At 67.2% G+C, this 13,929-nt stretch carries 12 protein-coding genes; 9 read left to right on the top strand and 3 right to left on the bottom strand.

The window, feature by feature from the left end:
• Positions 1 to 7: 7 nt before the first annotated feature.
• On the bottom strand, positions 8 to 646 hold the full coding sequence (locus tag AC3FMM_RS01145; protein ID WP_115700988.1) for a 2Fe-2S iron-sulfur cluster-binding protein: 639 nt from the start codon (positions 644 to 646) through the stop codon (positions 8 to 10).
• A gap of 349 nt (positions 647 to 995) precedes the next feature.
• On the opposite strand from AC3FMM_RS01145, the gene AC3FMM_RS01140 reads away from it, so the two are divergent.
• Positions 996 to 2,501, top strand: coding sequence for a DASS family sodium-coupled anion symporter (locus AC3FMM_RS01140; RefSeq protein WP_115712209.1), 1,506 nt, complete (start codon positions 996 to 998; stop codon positions 2,499 to 2,501).
• Positions 2,502 to 2,940: 439 nt separating this feature from the next.
• Here AC3FMM_RS01140 and AC3FMM_RS01135 read toward each other — a convergent pair whose 3' ends face one another.
• Positions 2,941 to 4,176, bottom strand: coding sequence for a CaiB/BaiF CoA transferase family protein (locus AC3FMM_RS01135; protein ID WP_414248385.1), 1,236 nt, complete (start codon positions 4,174 to 4,176; stop codon positions 2,941 to 2,943).
• A gap of 124 nt (positions 4,177 to 4,300) precedes the next feature.
• Between AC3FMM_RS01135 and AC3FMM_RS01130 the strand changes: the two genes are divergently transcribed.
• The 5 genes from AC3FMM_RS01130 to AC3FMM_RS01110 all read left to right on the top strand — a co-directional run bounded on the left by AC3FMM_RS01130 (position 4,301) and on the right by AC3FMM_RS01110 (position 10,632).
• On the top strand, positions 4,301 to 5,146 hold the full coding sequence (locus AC3FMM_RS01130) for an IclR family transcriptional regulator (RefSeq protein ID WP_373429547.1): 846 nt from the start codon (positions 4,301 to 4,303) through the stop codon (positions 5,144 to 5,146).
• A 141-nt stretch (positions 5,147 to 5,287) separates the two neighbouring features.
• Positions 5,288 to 6,298 (top strand): tripartite tricarboxylate transporter substrate binding protein, encoded by a 1,011-nt coding sequence (locus tag AC3FMM_RS01125; RefSeq protein WP_488685990.1) that lies wholly within the window; start codon positions 5,288 to 5,290, stop codon positions 6,296 to 6,298.
• A 41-nt stretch (positions 6,299 to 6,339) separates the two neighbouring features.
• Complete coding sequence (locus tag AC3FMM_RS01120) at positions 6,340 to 7,518, top strand: acyl-CoA dehydrogenase family protein (protein WP_116380754.1); 1,179 nt, start codon at positions 6,340 to 6,342, stop codon at positions 7,516 to 7,518.
• A gap of 474 nt (positions 7,519 to 7,992) precedes the next feature.
• On the top strand, positions 7,993 to 9,243 hold the full coding sequence (gene cqsA, locus AC3FMM_RS01115; protein ID WP_414248387.1) for an alpha-hydroxyketone-type quorum-sensing autoinducer synthase: 1,251 nt from the start codon (positions 7,993 to 7,995) through the stop codon (positions 9,241 to 9,243).
• 51 nt (positions 9,244 to 9,294) lie between these two features.
• Positions 9,295 to 10,632 carry a sensor histidine kinase gene (locus AC3FMM_RS01110; RefSeq protein ID WP_115682327.1) on the top strand — a complete coding sequence of 446 codons (1,338 nt, stop codon included), beginning with the start codon at positions 9,295 to 9,297 and terminating at the stop codon, positions 10,630 to 10,632.
• Positions 10,633 to 10,671: 39 nt separating this feature from the next.
• On the opposite strand, the gene AC3FMM_RS01105 is transcribed toward AC3FMM_RS01110, so the two are convergent.
• Complete coding sequence (locus AC3FMM_RS01105; RefSeq protein ID WP_115682326.1) at positions 10,672 to 11,886, bottom strand: CaiB/BaiF CoA transferase family protein; 1,215 nt, start codon at positions 11,884 to 11,886, stop codon at positions 10,672 to 10,674.
• 411 nt (positions 11,887 to 12,297) lie between these two features.
• On the opposite strand from AC3FMM_RS01105, the gene AC3FMM_RS01100 reads away from it, so the two are divergent.
• From AC3FMM_RS01100 to AC3FMM_RS01090, 3 genes are read left to right on the top strand one after another with little or no spacing between them, the layout of a single operon-like run.
• Positions 12,298 to 13,323, top strand: a complete 1,026-nt coding sequence (locus AC3FMM_RS01100) for an acetamidase/formamidase family protein (protein WP_115712194.1) — start codon at positions 12,298 to 12,300, stop codon at positions 13,321 to 13,323.
• A gap of 26 nt (positions 13,324 to 13,349) precedes the next feature.
• On the top strand, positions 13,350 to 13,559 hold the full coding sequence (locus AC3FMM_RS01095) for a XapX domain-containing protein (RefSeq protein WP_115682324.1): 210 nt from the start codon (positions 13,350 to 13,352) through the stop codon (positions 13,557 to 13,559).
• A 31-nt stretch (positions 13,560 to 13,590) separates the two neighbouring features.
• A complete protein-coding gene (locus tag AC3FMM_RS01090) occupies positions 13,591 to 13,782 on the top strand; it encodes a DUF1427 family protein (protein WP_012355164.1) in 192 nt (63 codons plus the stop codon).
• The last annotated feature ends 147 nt before the right edge of the window (positions 13,783 to 13,929 follow it).

The following is a 13,929-nucleotide window of genomic DNA, read 5'->3' as shown; positions in this document are numbered from 1 at the left end:
CATCCCTTCAGCGCGGCGGGTGCGCGCCCGCTGCGTCGAAGTCGATCTTCATCTCGCCGTTCTCGATCTGCTGCAATCGCAGCATGAGATTGGCCGGCCGCAGCGTTTGCGCCGCGATCATTCTCCGCACGAACAAGCCGAGATGGTTGGGACGGATATGCTCGGGGCACGCCAGCGTGCAGAGGTTACACATCACACATTCGTCGAAGACCTGGCTCGAAGCTGTCAGCTTGCCTTCGACCGCGAACTTCACCCCGTCCTGGACGTCGAGCCCCTTCGGGCAGGCGCGGTCGCATCCACTGCAGTGACGGCAATGCGCGGCTTCGGGGAACACTTCGGAGATGGTCCGCAAGGCCTCCCAGCTATCGCCGATCTCGTCGATGCGATAGACGTGCCGCTCCGAGGCCGTGAAGTAATCCAGAAACGCGACTTGCATACCGTCCTCGACCAGCGTCTCGCAGGCGAGCGCCGTGCGCACGTCCTGCTCGCCGCTGCGCCGCACCATGACACGGCAAGAGCCGCATACACCCTGGCCCATGCAGCCAACGCCCTCGACAAGCGTTTCTCCCGCCTGCAAAAAGGCCTGCAGGATGGAGCAGTTTGCCGGTGCTTCGAGCTGCCGTCCTTCGACGCTCAGACGTACCATTGCGCGCTCGTTTGGTAGCTGGGCCGGCCAACGCACACTGGTCCCCTAGCCGAAAAGGTCATATAAAAAACCATAGCACACCGATGGTTTTTGCCTAGGCACGCCGCATGACGAATCTGCAGAGCCGCGTGTGCTGTTTCAAGCACTCCGGAGCGGGGGCAAAGCGACCAGTTCGGCTATAGGGCGCAAGCGGCTTCAACAGTGATGCAGGTCGCGTACCGTGGTAGCGCTGTGACTTTTGAATTACGTCCTTCTATGCCGGTGATCATGAGTGCCAGCGGGACGCAAACTTCACCGTACTGACTGCCGGCGTCGGTGTGAACCCAACTCTTCTGAGAAGGATCGCAAAATGCTTACAAAACTAAAAGCAGCGTTCCGCTACTTCAATAGTGTGGTCCCGTTCCGACTGGGCCCAGCGCTGATCACCACGGTCGTGCTGATCACCCTGCTGCTGCTGCCCGTGCCTGAGGGGCTCACCTCCAAGGCCTGGGGCCTGGCTGCCATCTTTCTGACCACAATCGTTGCGATCATCCTGAAGGTCATGCCGATCGGGGTGATGGCGATGATGGCCATCGTGGTCCTCTCGCTGTCGCAGGTCACCTCGACCTCCTCCAAGGGAGCGATCGCCGACGCGCTGACCGCCTTCGACAGTCCGCTCATCTGGTTGATCGTGGTGGCCATCCTGATCTCCCGCGGCGTGAAGAAGACCGGCCTGGGCACCCGCGTTGGCCTGCTGTTCATATCCCTGATGGGGAAACGAACGATAGGCATCGGCTATGGTCTGGCCACCTGTGAACTGGTGCTGGCGCCGTTCACGCCGAGCAATACCGCGCGCGGTGGCGGCATCGTACATCCGATCATGAAGTCGATTGCCAACGCGTTCGACTCGGACCCGGCCAACGGCACCGAGGGCAAGGTTGGCACCTACCTGGCCTTGGTCAACTATCACGCCAATCCTATCTCCTCGGCGATGTTCGTGACCGCCACCGCCCCGAACCCCCTGGTGGTGGACTACATTGCCAAGGCAACCAACCAGAATCTGCATCTAAGCTGGACGAGCTGGGCGCTGTGCATGTTGCTGCCCGGTCTGCTATGCATGCTGGTGATGCCGCTGGTGATCTATGTGTTGTCGCCGCCGCAGCTCAAGGCCACGCCCAACGCAGTGGAATATGCGCACGCCGAAATGGCGAAGATGGGCCCAGTGTCGCCGAAGGAAATGGTCATGATATTTACCTTCGCGCTACTGCTGCTGCTGTGGGCCAACGTTCCGGCGATGGTGTTCGGTCCGTCGCTCACGCTGGACCCAACCGTGGTCGCCCTCGTCGGCCTGTTCGTGCTGATCATCACTGGCACCATCGACTGGGACGACGTGCTGTCCGAGAAGAGCGCCTGGGACACGCTGATATGGTTTGGTGCGCTGATCATGCTGGCCGAGCAACTGAACAAGCAAGGCGTGATCACGTGGTTCTCCAAGGGCATGAGCGACGCGATCGTGGCCAGCGGCATTGGCTGGGGCGGCACGGCTGCGATCCTGGTGGCGGTCTTCGTTTTCTCCCACTACCTGTTCGCCAGCACGACGGCGCACATCAGTGCGATGCTGCTTGCCTTCCTGTCAGTCGGAGTCAATCTGATACCGCCAGGGTACGTGGTTCCCTTCATGCTGCTTATGGCGGCCGGCTCGGCGATCATGATGACGCTGACCCACTATGCGACGGGCACCTCGCCGATCATCTTCGGAAGCGGATATGTCACGATGGGAACCTGGTGGCGCGTCGGTTTTGTGATGTGCGTGGTGGAGCTGCTGATCTTCGCCGTGGTCGGGAGCGTCTGGTGGAAGGTGCTTGGCTTCTGGTGAGCACTCAACCGTACGACGCCCGACGCGCGCACTGCGCCGCAAGCTTTCGCGCTCGGCTGGGTTGAGTTCCGGATAAGCCAGTAGCTGCGCTCCGCTGCCATGATTACCGGAGGCACGACGTTGCAGTGTCAAGGCCCACCGCGAAGCCATCCACTTGGCATCCTGGAGACAACGGTTCGGGAAAACTTCACTGATTTGCACGGTCGAGTGGGGGACTCGTCTTCATTGAAACCCATGTCGGCCATCGGCTGCAAAGCCGCCACTGGAACTACCCCCCTCAGTGGCAGAGACGGGGCAACGGCCGCTCACCAGAGGGAAATTTCCCCCTGCCGGCGGGTGCCCGGTTTCGGTATAGCAATGGGCCAAGCATCGAACGCAAGGCGCCACTGCGCTTCAGTCCGGCTAATTCGCACTACTTCTCACCGCAGTTAGGCCAACGTCAAACCACCCCCTCCCCCCGCAGCCGCACCAACTCCTCCTCCCCAATACCCAACTCCCCGTAAACCTCCGCATTGTGTTCCCCCACATCCGGCCCGGTACGCGGTGATGGCGGCGCATAGCCCGAAAACCGCGGCACCACGCAAGGGGCCGGCACCGTGCCCAAATCCGCATCGGGCAGCCTGACGATGGCCTGGCGCGCCACCATCTGCGCGTCTTCGACGATATCGGCGATGCTGAACACCTTGCTGAACGGCACCTGGCATTGTTCCAGCCGCGCCGCGGCAACGGCGTAGGGCTGCGCGGCGAACCACTCGGCGATGCAGCCGTCGAGGGCTTCGATATGGCGCACGCGACCGGCATTGGTGGCGTATTCCGGTGACTGGGCGAGATGCGACGCGCCCATGGCCTCGGCCAGCCGGCGGAAGGTGGCGTCGGACGAGGCCACCACGGTGACCCAGGTATCGTCCGCCGTGCGGTACATGTTGGACGGCGCGGCGTAGGTGGTGCGGTTGCCGGCGCGCTGGCGCACATGGCCGAGCCGTTCGTATTCGATGGCGAGCGGGTCCAGCAGGCGGAACAGCGCCTCGGTGGCGGCCAGGTCGATCTCGCGGCCGGGCTGGCCTGGATTGGCGCGCTGCTCCGCCACCGCGGTGGCGATGGCAAAGGCGCCGAACAGGCCGGCGATCATGTCGCCTGTCGGGTAGTTCATATGCATCGGCCCGCTCTGCGCCGTGCCGGCCAGGTTGGTGAAGCCGCTCCTGGCTTCAAAGATGCGGGCAAACCCCGGTCGCGTCGCATCGGGCCCGGTCTGGCCGAAGCCGGTCAGCCGCAGCACGATCAGCCTGGGGTTGGCCGCGTGCAGCGTGGCGAGATCAAGCCCCCAGCGCGCCAGCGTGCCGGTGCGGAAGTTCTCCACCAATACATCGAAGCGCGGCAGCAGGCGCAGGAAGATCTCGCGGCCGCGCGGCGTGCGCACGTCCAGCGAGATGCCGCGCTTGCCACGGTTGGTCACCTTCCAGTACAGCGCGTGGTCCTCGGTGACCGGCTCCAGTCCGCGCAGCGGATCGCTGCCGTCGGGCAGTTCCAGCTTGACCACCTCGGCCCCCATGTCGGCGCACAGCGTGGCGGAGAACGGCGCCGCCACCACGGTGGCCATGTCGAGGATGCGCAACCCGGCGAGCGGGCCGTTGCCCGCTGCTTCGGGCGATACAGGGTGGGCGTGCTGGTCTGGCATGGAGGTCTCCGGCGGCAGGGTTGTCCGCTGCAAGGTGGCAGGCGGCCGGCCGGGGCGCAAGTACGGTTTCGCTCTGCGGAACGGTCGTGCTACAACATTGACGCCCCCTTTTCCGGATCCCAGCATGGAACCCAAGCAACCACCGCACAGCATGGACCGCCACCCGGAACCCCTGCCCCTGCCAGGCCTGGCCAGCGAGGATGCCCTCGCCACCGACCGCCAGTTCGCCACCAACCTGGCGCGCGGGCTGCAGGTGCTGCGCGCGTTCACGCCGTCCAGCCCGGTGCTGGGCAACCAGGACATCGTGGCGCGCACCGGGCTGCCCAAGGCGACGGTGTCGCGGCTGACGTACACGCTGGGGCTGCTGGGCTTTCTCAGCCGCGTGCCCGGCAACCAGAAGTACCGGCTCGGCGCCGGGGTGCTGGCGCTGGCCTACCCGATGCTGGCCGGGCTGGCGATCCGCCAGGTGGCCCGGCCCTACATGGAGGCCATCGCGCGTGAAACCGGCTGCACCGTGAACCTGGGCATGCGCGAGCGCCTGTCGGTGGTCTACGTCGACAGTTGCCGGCTGGATCCCGGCAACTTCTACCAGCCGGACATCGGCAGCACGCGCCCGCTGCTGGCCAGCGCGATCGGCCGCGCGGTGCTGCTGGCGTGCAGCGCGGATGAGCGCACGGCGCTGCTGAACCGGCTGCGGGTCGAAGACCCGCAGCGCTTCAGCCAGGAGCGCCAGATGTGGACGGAGGACCAGCAGCACTTCCGCGCGCACGGCTATTGCCTGAGCCGCGGCGAGTGGCGGCCCGAGATCCATGCGATCGCGGCGCCGTTGCGCCAGTCGCTGCACCAGGACCCGTTCGCGCTGAACTGCACCATCGCGGCATCGCGCAACCGCGACAACCTGCTGGAGCGCGAGGTGGCGCCAAGGTTGCGCGAAGCGGTGCGGCAGATCGAACTGAGCTGCGCGCGCTGACCCGTTACGGGACAGTGGCGCGACGGCGCAGCCTGCCGGCAATGTCGCCGGCAGGACCAGGACCAGCGGCCCGCCAGAGGCCTGCATGAGACCGACCTCGCGCCCGGCAACGTCCCGGGCGCAGGCAACCAAGGAGACAAGATGGATGCCTTTTACCCATGGCGCCGGCTCGCCGCCGGCATGCTGGCCTGCGCCGCGCTGACGCCCGCGGCAACGCTGGCCGCCGCCGACGACGCGGCGCGCTTCCCGGACCGCCCGGTGCGCATCATCGTGCCGTTCTCGGCGGGCGGCGTGGTCGACTCGGTCACCCGCATCACGGCCGAGAACATGGCCGAGGTGCTGCACCAACCGGTGATCGTCGAGAACAAGACCGGCGCCGGCGGCGCCATTGGCGCCGACCTTGTCGCCAGGGCACCTGCCGACGGCTATACGCTGCTGGCGGTCAGCCCCAGCTACGTGGTCGGGCCGCTGCTCAATCCGTCTTTCCAGGGCCAGGGCAAGGGCAAGGGCGGCAAGGACTTCCGCGCCGTGGCCGGCATCGGCGCGGTGCCCAACGTGATCGTGGTGCCGGCCTCGTCGCCGCTGCGCACGCTGCCGCAACTGCTCGACGCGGCACGCAAGCAGCCGGGCACGCTGACCTACGCCAGCGCGGGCATCGGCACCTCCAACCACCTGTCGGCGGAATTGCTGGCGCAGATGACGCACGTCAAGCTGACCCACGTGCCCTACAAGGGCCAGCCCGAGGCGCTGAGCGACCTGCTGGGTGCGCGCGTGTCGATGATGGCCCTGACCTCCGCCATTGCGCGCCAGCAGGTGCAAAGCGGCAAGCTGCGCGCGCTGGCAGTGACCTCGGCCAAACGCACGGCGGTGCTGCCGGACGTGCCCACCGTGGCCGAGGCGGCGCAGTTGCCGGGCTATGAAGTGGGCGCATGGTTCGGGCTGGTGGCGCCGCAGGGCACGCCGGACGCGGTGGTGCGCAAGCTGGCCGAGGCCGCCGCGCGCGCCACCGCCGACCCGGCCACCGCGCGCCGCCTGGCCGAACTCGGCATGGACCTGGCCCCCCAACCCGCGGCCGCGTTCGACCGCTTCCTCGATGCCGAAACCAAAAAATGGACCGGCGTGCTGAAGACCGCCGGCATCACGGCACAGTAGCCGCGCCCCCACCACCCTCAACCCGCCACCGGAAACCCTCCATGATCCGCGACTCCGCCCGCCAGCAAGCGCTGCTTGCCGAACTCCGCCGCTTCGTGCTGGAAACCTGCATCCCGCTCGAGGCGCAGATCGACCAGACCGATGTCATCCCCGAGCCCGTGGTCGAGCAGATGCGCCGCCTCGGCCTGTTCGGCCACAGCATTCCGGAAGCCTACGGCGGCGCCGGCCTGACCACCGAAGAGCTGGCGCAGGTAAACATCGAAGTGTCGCAGGCGGCCACGGTGTTCCGCGCCCGTTTCGGCGGCAACACCGGCATTGCCTCGGAGTCGCTGGTGGCCGACGGCACCGAGGCGCAGCGCCAGCGCTACCTGCCGCAGCTGGCGTCGGGCAAGGTCACCGGCTGCTTCGCGCTGACCGAACCGGAGGCTGGTTCGGATGCCACCGCGCTGCAGACCACCGCCAGGCAGGACGGCGACCACTACGTGCTGAACGGCAGCAAGTGCTTTATCACCAATGCGCCGATCGCCGACCTGTTCACCGTGTTCGCCCGCACCGACCCCGCGATGCCAGGCGCGCACGGCATCAGTGCCTTCCTGGTCGAGCGCGGCACGCCGGGCCTGAGCACCGGCGAGCCGGAGCGCAAAATGGGCCAGCACGGCTCGCCGGTGGGCGACGTCTACCTGAAGGATTGCCGCGTGCCGGCCAGCGCCATCGTCGGCGGCAAACCCAATGCGGGCTTCAAGACTGCGATGAAGGCCCTGAACAAGCAGCGCATCAACCTGGCCGGCCTGTGCGTGGGGCCGGCGATCCGGCTGGTCGACGAGATGGTCCGCTACGCGGCGCAGCGCCGCCAGTTCGGCAAGCCGATTGCCGACTACCAGCTGGTGCAGCAGATGATTGCCGACAGCAACACGGAACTGCACGCCGCCCGCGCGCTGGTGCTCGAGACCGCGCGCAAGCGCGATGCCGGCGAGGACGTGACCATGGAGGCGTCGATGTGCAAGCTGTTCGCCTCCGAAATGGCCGGCCGCGTGGCGGACCGCGCGGTGCAGGTGTTCGGCGGCAGCGGGTATATGGCCCGCACCGTCGCCGAGCGCTTCTATCGCGATGTGCGGCTGTTCCGGCTGTATGAAGGCACCACGCAGATCCACCAGCTCAATATTGCCCGCCGCACCCTGGAAGCGCGCGGCGCCGCGCTGGAGGGTGCCGGCGCAGGCTGATTGCCGGATCTATGCACTACGGCGGGGCGGGCCTGTGCGCGTGCACGGCCGCGCCCCCTGCCCGACGCGCGGCCACCACGGCCGCGCAGCAGCAAGCCAATCCCCTCCACAACAGCGCCCCGGGCCGCCCAGCGCCCGGCATCGCGCCCGCGAAAGTGCTTAACCAAGCATATTTCGTTGCGAAAAATCCCCGCTGAATCCGGCCCGCCTTGCGCTGCCGCGTGACCGTTCTATCCCGTCCACCTAGTCTGCATGCAGACGTTGGATTGGTGGAAGTCCCGTCACAATCCTTGGCTAAGACTGGCACAGTGGTCGCTACACGAAAACGCGTCCCATGGCACGCCGGCAGCCGGCGCGCCACCAGGGAACATTGCGCCCGGCACCCCCCACGCATGGGCGGCTGGCTTTGGCGCAAACGCCATGCAAGCCTTGCCGCTTCCCTCCGATTCATATTTATCTGTTGAAGGACGACCGATGCTCTCCGAAGCCGCGCCTGTGCAATCCTGCCACCATGCCTGCCGCAGCAAGGCCCCGACCCTGCCGCCCTGGATCACCACGCGCATGGCGCAGCATTTCGAGGAACGCATGGGCAAGCTCTGGGGCGGGGACCACCTGCTGCACGGGCTGACGCCCGGACCCGACGCGCTGCACCTGAGCAGCAACGACTACCTGTGCCTGCTGGGCGAAGCTTCGCTGGTGCAGGCGCAGGCGCGCGCCTTTGTCGATGACGCGCCGGAGCTGCTGATGTCGTCCGTGTTCATGCACGGCGATACGCCGCAGAGGCGGGTCGAGCGCAAGATCGCGGACCTGATGCAGGCCGAGGACGGGCTGATCGCCCAGTCCGGCTGGGCCGCCAACGTTGGCCTGGTGCAGTGCATCGCCGGCCCCGGCATTCCGGTCTATATCGACATGAACGGGCATGCCTCGCTGTGGGAAGGCATCATCGCCGCGGGCGCGCAGGCGGTGCCGGTGCGCCATAACGATTGCGATCATGTACGCCGCCAGCTGGAGCGCTTCGGCCCGGGCGTGATCATGGTGGATTCGGTCTACAGCACCACCGGCAGCGTGGCGCCGCTGGTGGACTATGTCGAACTGGCCGAGGCGTCCGGCTGCGTGCTGGTGGTGGACGAATCGCACTCGCTGGGCACGCATGGCCCGCGCGGCGGCGGGCTGGTGCCGGCGCTGGGGCTGTCCGAGCGCGTGCATTTCCGCACCGCGTCGCTGGCCAAGGCCTTTGCCGGGCGCGCCGGCTATGTGGCCTGCTCCACTGCCTTCAAGGATTTCTACGCGGTGGAATCGCGGCCGGCGATCTTCAGCTCCGGGCTGCTGCGCCACGAGATCGCGTGGTTCGACGCGGTGGCGGACTTCATTGCCGCCGCGGACGAGCGCCGGGAGCGCCTGCATGCCCTCACCCGCGATACCCGTGCCGCGATCTCCGCACTGGGCTACAACATCAGCGAGGGCTCCGAGCAGATCATCGGGCTCGAGGCGGGCACCGAGCCGCAGGTGAAGGTGCTGCGCGACGCGCTGCAGCGGCGCGGCATCTTCGGCGCGGTATTCTGTGCGCCGGCCACCCCGAAGAACCGGGCATTGATGCGACTTACGCTGCATGCGAAACTTGGCGCCACCGAAATCGACCGCCTGGTCGGTGTGCTCGCCAGCATCCGCGACGAAGTCCGGCTGGAAGAGTGGTCCTCGACGCGCCGGGCACGGCGCAAGTCCTGAAAATCCCACAAGCGGGCCGATCGCAGGCATCCGCGAGGAGTAGTCCTGGAGATGGATGCAAAGGTAGCGCAAGCGGAGGACGGCCGCCCCAACCTTGCCGGGCTGGCGCGCCAGGCATGGCAGGCCGTGTTCGAGACCGCCGCGCGGGCCACGCTGCTGGACGAGGAAAGCGTCATCCGCCTGCGGCGGATCCAGATGGTGGGCGCACTGGGCGTGGTGGGGCACCCGCTTTACTACGTGATCTGGTCCTATGTGTTCCCGCAGCCCTATGAAAACCTGTGGCTGCGGCTGGCCTGCACCGCGCTGTTCGTGCCGCTGCTGTTCGCCTCGGCGTTCTCGGGCCGGCGCTGGCTGCCGCCCTATGCGCTCTTTGCCATCACGATAGGCCTGCCGTTCGCCTTTATCTTCTTCTACCTGGAGAACGGCGGCTCGATGGTGTGGGCCGAATCGGTGATCATCGCCGTGGTGATCCTGTATCACTTCAACACCGCCTTCGCCACCATTGCCCTGTTCTCGGGCGCGGCGGCCGCGATAGCGCTGTTCGTGCTGGCCGGCAACTCCATGGGCGGCATCCCGTGGGAGCCGGTGCTGCTGCAGTTGCCGGTGATCGGCTTCGTGATCGCGGTGCTGGTGGTGATCAAGATGGACCGCCAGCTGCTGGCCGAGCAGAAGCGGCGCGGCATGGCCGCCGCGCTGGCGACCGTCGCGCACGAGCTGCGCACGCCGCTGACCAGCCTGGCCATGACCGCCAGGGGCCTCAAGGCCCGGCTGCCGGCGGCGCTGGACCAGGACACGCCGCAGCGCGACGGCCTGATGCAGGCCGTGGCCCGGATGGAGTCAGACCTGGCCCATATCAGCAACAGCATCGAACTGCTGGTGGCCAACTCCAAGAACCCGGAAAACGCCACGCAGGCACTGTTCGAAGTGGGCGAGGTGATCCGCGACGCCGTCGGCCGCTTTCCGTTCGAACCGGGCGACATGGAACGGGTCACGGTGGACCTGCCCGGCCGCGCCTACGTGATGGGCAACGCCCAGCTGTTCGGCCTGGTCACGACCAACCTGCTGAAGAACGCGCTGGAAGCAATCCGGCGCGCCGGCAAGGGCACCATCCATATCCGCTGCGAGGTCGAGCCCGACGCGGTCCACGTGGTGTTCCGCGACACCGCTACCGGTGTGCCGCCGCAGGTGCTGGCGCGGATGTTCCAGCCCTTCTTCTCCTATCCCGCGCACCGCGGCACCGGCATCGGCCTGGCGTTCTGCCAGAAGGTGCTGGGCAGCTGGGGCGCCGGCATCAGCTGCCGCTCCGAGGAACACGTGTTCACGGAGTTCGACATGCGCTTCCCGCGCAAGGGCAAGTGGCCGGAGCCGCAGCAGCCTGACGCGTCGTAGCCCGCGCCGGCCAGCCACCGGCGCGGCTTGCGCCGGCCCTTACACCACGCCGGCCGCCTTGAGCGCGGCCACCTGCCCCGCATCCATGCCGAGCAAATCGCCCAGCACGCGCTCCGTGTCCTGCGACAGCAGCGGCGGCGCGGCGCGCACCGGCACGCGTTCGCCGTCGAGCCGGTACGGCGGCGCCAGCACTTCCACACGGCCGGTTTCCGGATTGGGCAGTTCGGCCAGCAGGCCGGCTTCGGCCGAGCGCCGCGAGCGCAGCGCCTCGAGCAGCCCCAGCACCTCGCCGCACGGAATGCCGGCGGCGCTCAGGCGTGCCAGCAGCAGCTCGCGCGGGCGGCGCGCCAGTTCGGCGCGCAGTTCCGGCAGCAGCGCCTGGCGGTTGGCCGAGCGGCCGGTGTTGGTGGCGAAGCGCTCGTCGGCGGCCAGGTCCGGGCGCTCGATCACCTCGGTGCAGAAGCGCTGGAACTGCGCGTTGTTGCCGACCGTGATCACCAGCGGGCCATCGGCCGCGTCGAATACGCCGTAGGGCACGATCGACGGATGGGCGTTGCCGTACTTGGGCGGGTCCTCGCCCATCAGCAGCGCCTCCAGGCCATAGTAGGCGGTGATCATCAGGCCGCAGTCGTACAGCGCCATTTCCACGTGGCGCCCCTGGCCGGTGCGCTGGCGGTCGTACAGCGCGGCCAGCACGGCCTGCGCCGAATACATGCCGGTGAACATGTCGACCACCGCCGTGCCAAACTTCAGCGGTCCCTGCCCTTCCTCGCCATTCAGTGCCATCAGGCCGGCCTCGCCCTGCACCACCAGGTCGTAGCCGGGGCGGGTCGCCTCCGGGCCGTTGCTGCGGTAGCCGGTGATCGAGCAATAGACCAGCCCCGGGTTGATCGCCTTCAGCGCCTCGTAGCCCAGCCCCATCTTGTCGATGCCGCCGAACTTGAAGTTCTGCACCAGCACGTCGCACTTCGCCGCCAGTTCGCGCACGATGCGCTGGCCTTCGGGCTGCTGCAGGTCGATGCCGATGGACTGCTTGTTGCGGTTGGCGCTGTTGAAGTAGGCGGTGTTGCGCGTGCCCACGCGCAGGCCCCAGTCGCGCGTATCGTCGCCGCGGCCGGGGTGTTCGACCTTGATGACCTCCGCGCCCAGGTCGCCCAGCGCCTGCGTGCACATCGGTCCGGCCAGCACGCGGGACAGGTCCAGCACGCGCACGCCAGCCAGCGGCAGGCGCGGGGATTGATTGGTGTCAGCCATGCGGCGATCTCCTTGTGTGTGTCTCTCCCGGGCTTGCGATGGATCGGCCCGGGCTTCGCCCGGATTTTGCACTGTCAAGGCGTGGTCGACAATTCCATGGATCATTGACACGGTGTCAACCAAAAATTAACACTCCGCCGCCGCCAGCCAGATGGCGGCGGTGTACAGCGGGTTTACCTTAGTGCGCGGCAACACAAGAGTTTGGGGGGAATCACCCTACTGCCCGTGCCCGCGCCATCCCTAGTATTGACTCACCGCGGCGACGCAAGCCTCGCCAGCGGGAACAGGCCAGACCTGCCTGCCACGCATCGCCATCATCCCTGACCACCTCGTCGAAGCCAGCCGCTCACCCGCTGATCGGCTGCGGATGCGGTCGCGGATACGGCGGAAAAAAGAACCAAGGAGACAACCATGCTGCACGACCTGCCCGCCCGCCCCGAGACCATCCACTGGGGCTACTTCGATGCCACCCAGGCGCCCGCGCTGACCGTGAAGAGCGGCGACCTGATCCGCGCCGAAGCGGTGACCCACCATGCCGGCGACGCCCCCGACCTGATGATGGACGACGCCATCCGCGAGATCTACCGCAAGATTCCGCACGACGACCGCCACCCGGGCGTGCATATCATGACCGGGCCGATCTATGTCGAAGACGCCAGGCCAGGCGATGTGCTGGAGGTGCGCTACCTGCAGATGATTCCGCGCTTCCGCTTCGGCGCCAATGTCGCTGCCAACTGGGGACAGCTGTATAAGGAGTTCGAGAAGGAACGGGTCACCATCTACGAGCTGGACCAGGCCTCCAACACCGCGCATGCGCTCTACGCCTATGACTATCCCGGCAAGCTGACCATCCCCGGCAAGGTGGTCGACGAGCGCGAATGCTGCCGCCAGCCCGCTCTGGCCGGCGTGCGCGTTCCCGTGCGGCCGCACCTTGGCACCGCCGGCGTCGCGCCCGACGCGCGCGGCCGCGTCACCACCGTCGAGCCCGGGCTGCACGGCGGCAATATCGACAACTGGCGCATCGGCGCGGGCGCGACCATGTACTACCCGGTGCAGGTCGACGGTGCCCTGTTCTCCATCGGCGACCCGCATATCTCGCAGGGCGACGGCGAAGTCAGCGGCACCGCGATCGAGGCCTCGCTGAACGTGCTGTTCCAGATCGTGCTGCGCAAGGACTTCCATTTCCCCTCGCCGCTGCTGGAAACACCGGACTGCTGGGTGGTGCACGGCTTCCACGAGGACCTCGATGAAGCCGGCAAGAACGCGGCGCGCGACATGATCCACCTGCTGACCGAGCAACAGGGGCTGTCGCGCGACGATGCCTACTCGCTGATGAGCGTGTCGGCGGACTTCGGCGTGACCCAGGTGGTCGATGGCACCCAGGGCATCCACTGCACCATGCCGCGCACCATCTTCCCGCCCAAGGGCAAGGGCTGAGCCGACACCATCGACGGAGAACGCGCATGCAATACGTCTACATAGGCCGCAACGAACTGGTGGCGCTGGTGGTCGGGCTGGTGACCGGCACGCTGTATTCCTGGCTCGACCTGCCGATTCCCGCGCCGAATGTCACCGGCGGGATCTGCGCGATCCTGTTCACCTACATCGGCTACCTGATCGTGCACGCGTGGCGCCGGACCATCGCCTTCGGGCGGCCGCCGGCCAGCCACTGAATCATCGCAACTCATGCGTTGGGGGAATGACATGGTGGAAATCGCATTGGGCAGTACCGAACTGCAGGCCGCGGCCGTTGGCCTGGTGACGGGTCTTCTTTACACTGCGGTACGGGCGCCGATACCGGCCCCGAACGTGCTGGGCGGCATCTTCGCCATCTTCGGCACCTTCGCCGGCTTTGTCCTGGTAGCCGCGATGCGGGGGCAGCTGCTGATCGGCTAAGGCATCGCCAGGCCTTCGCCAGCAACGTTGCGCCGGCGCGGCGGACCGCCATGTCCGCCGCGCCGGCGCTGTGGCAGTCAGACGCCAGGGAGGCTCCCATTGATATGCAGCCGTTTTGACCCGAACCGGATACGCGCAACCCGCGCG

Source organism: Cupriavidus sp. 207A1, from assembly GCF_057798955.1.
The sequence above is the reverse complement of the archived record's forward strand: the minus strand, read 5'-3'. Positions and strand labels throughout refer to the sequence as shown.

What these genes read in the sequence shown, in the direction of transcription:
- AC3FMM_RS01145 (WP_115700988.1), bottom strand. Translation starts at nt 646, where the DNA reads ATGGTACGTCTGAGCGTCGAAGGACGGCAGCTCGAAGCACCGGCAAAC.
- AC3FMM_RS01140 (WP_115712209.1), top strand. Translation starts at nt 996, where the DNA reads ATGCTTACAAAACTAAAAGCAGCGTTCCGCTACTTCAATAGTGTGGTC.
- AC3FMM_RS01135 (WP_414248385.1), bottom strand. Translation starts at nt 4,176, where the DNA reads ATGCCAGACCAGCACGCCCACCCTGTATCGCCCGAAGCAGCGGGCAAC.
- AC3FMM_RS01130 (WP_373429547.1), top strand. Translation starts at nt 4,301, where the DNA reads ATGGAACCCAAGCAACCACCGCACAGCATGGACCGCCACCCGGAACCC.
- AC3FMM_RS01125 (WP_488685990.1), top strand. Translation starts at nt 5,288, where the DNA reads ATGGATGCCTTTTACCCATGGCGCCGGCTCGCCGCCGGCATGCTGGCC.
- AC3FMM_RS01120 (WP_116380754.1), top strand. Translation starts at nt 6,340, where the DNA reads ATGATCCGCGACTCCGCCCGCCAGCAAGCGCTGCTTGCCGAACTCCGC.
- cqsA (WP_414248387.1), top strand. Translation starts at nt 7,993, where the DNA reads ATGCTCTCCGAAGCCGCGCCTGTGCAATCCTGCCACCATGCCTGCCGC.
- AC3FMM_RS01110 (WP_115682327.1), top strand. Translation starts at nt 9,295, where the DNA reads ATGGATGCAAAGGTAGCGCAAGCGGAGGACGGCCGCCCCAACCTTGCC.
- AC3FMM_RS01105 (WP_115682326.1), bottom strand. Translation starts at nt 11,886, where the DNA reads ATGGCTGACACCAATCAATCCCCGCGCCTGCCGCTGGCTGGCGTGCGC.
- AC3FMM_RS01100 (WP_115712194.1), top strand. Translation starts at nt 12,298, where the DNA reads ATGCTGCACGACCTGCCCGCCCGCCCCGAGACCATCCACTGGGGCTAC.
- AC3FMM_RS01095 (WP_115682324.1), top strand. Translation starts at nt 13,350, where the DNA reads ATGCAATACGTCTACATAGGCCGCAACGAACTGGTGGCGCTGGTGGTC.
- AC3FMM_RS01090 (WP_012355164.1), top strand. Translation starts at nt 13,591, where the DNA reads ATGGTGGAAATCGCATTGGGCAGTACCGAACTGCAGGCCGCGGCCGTT.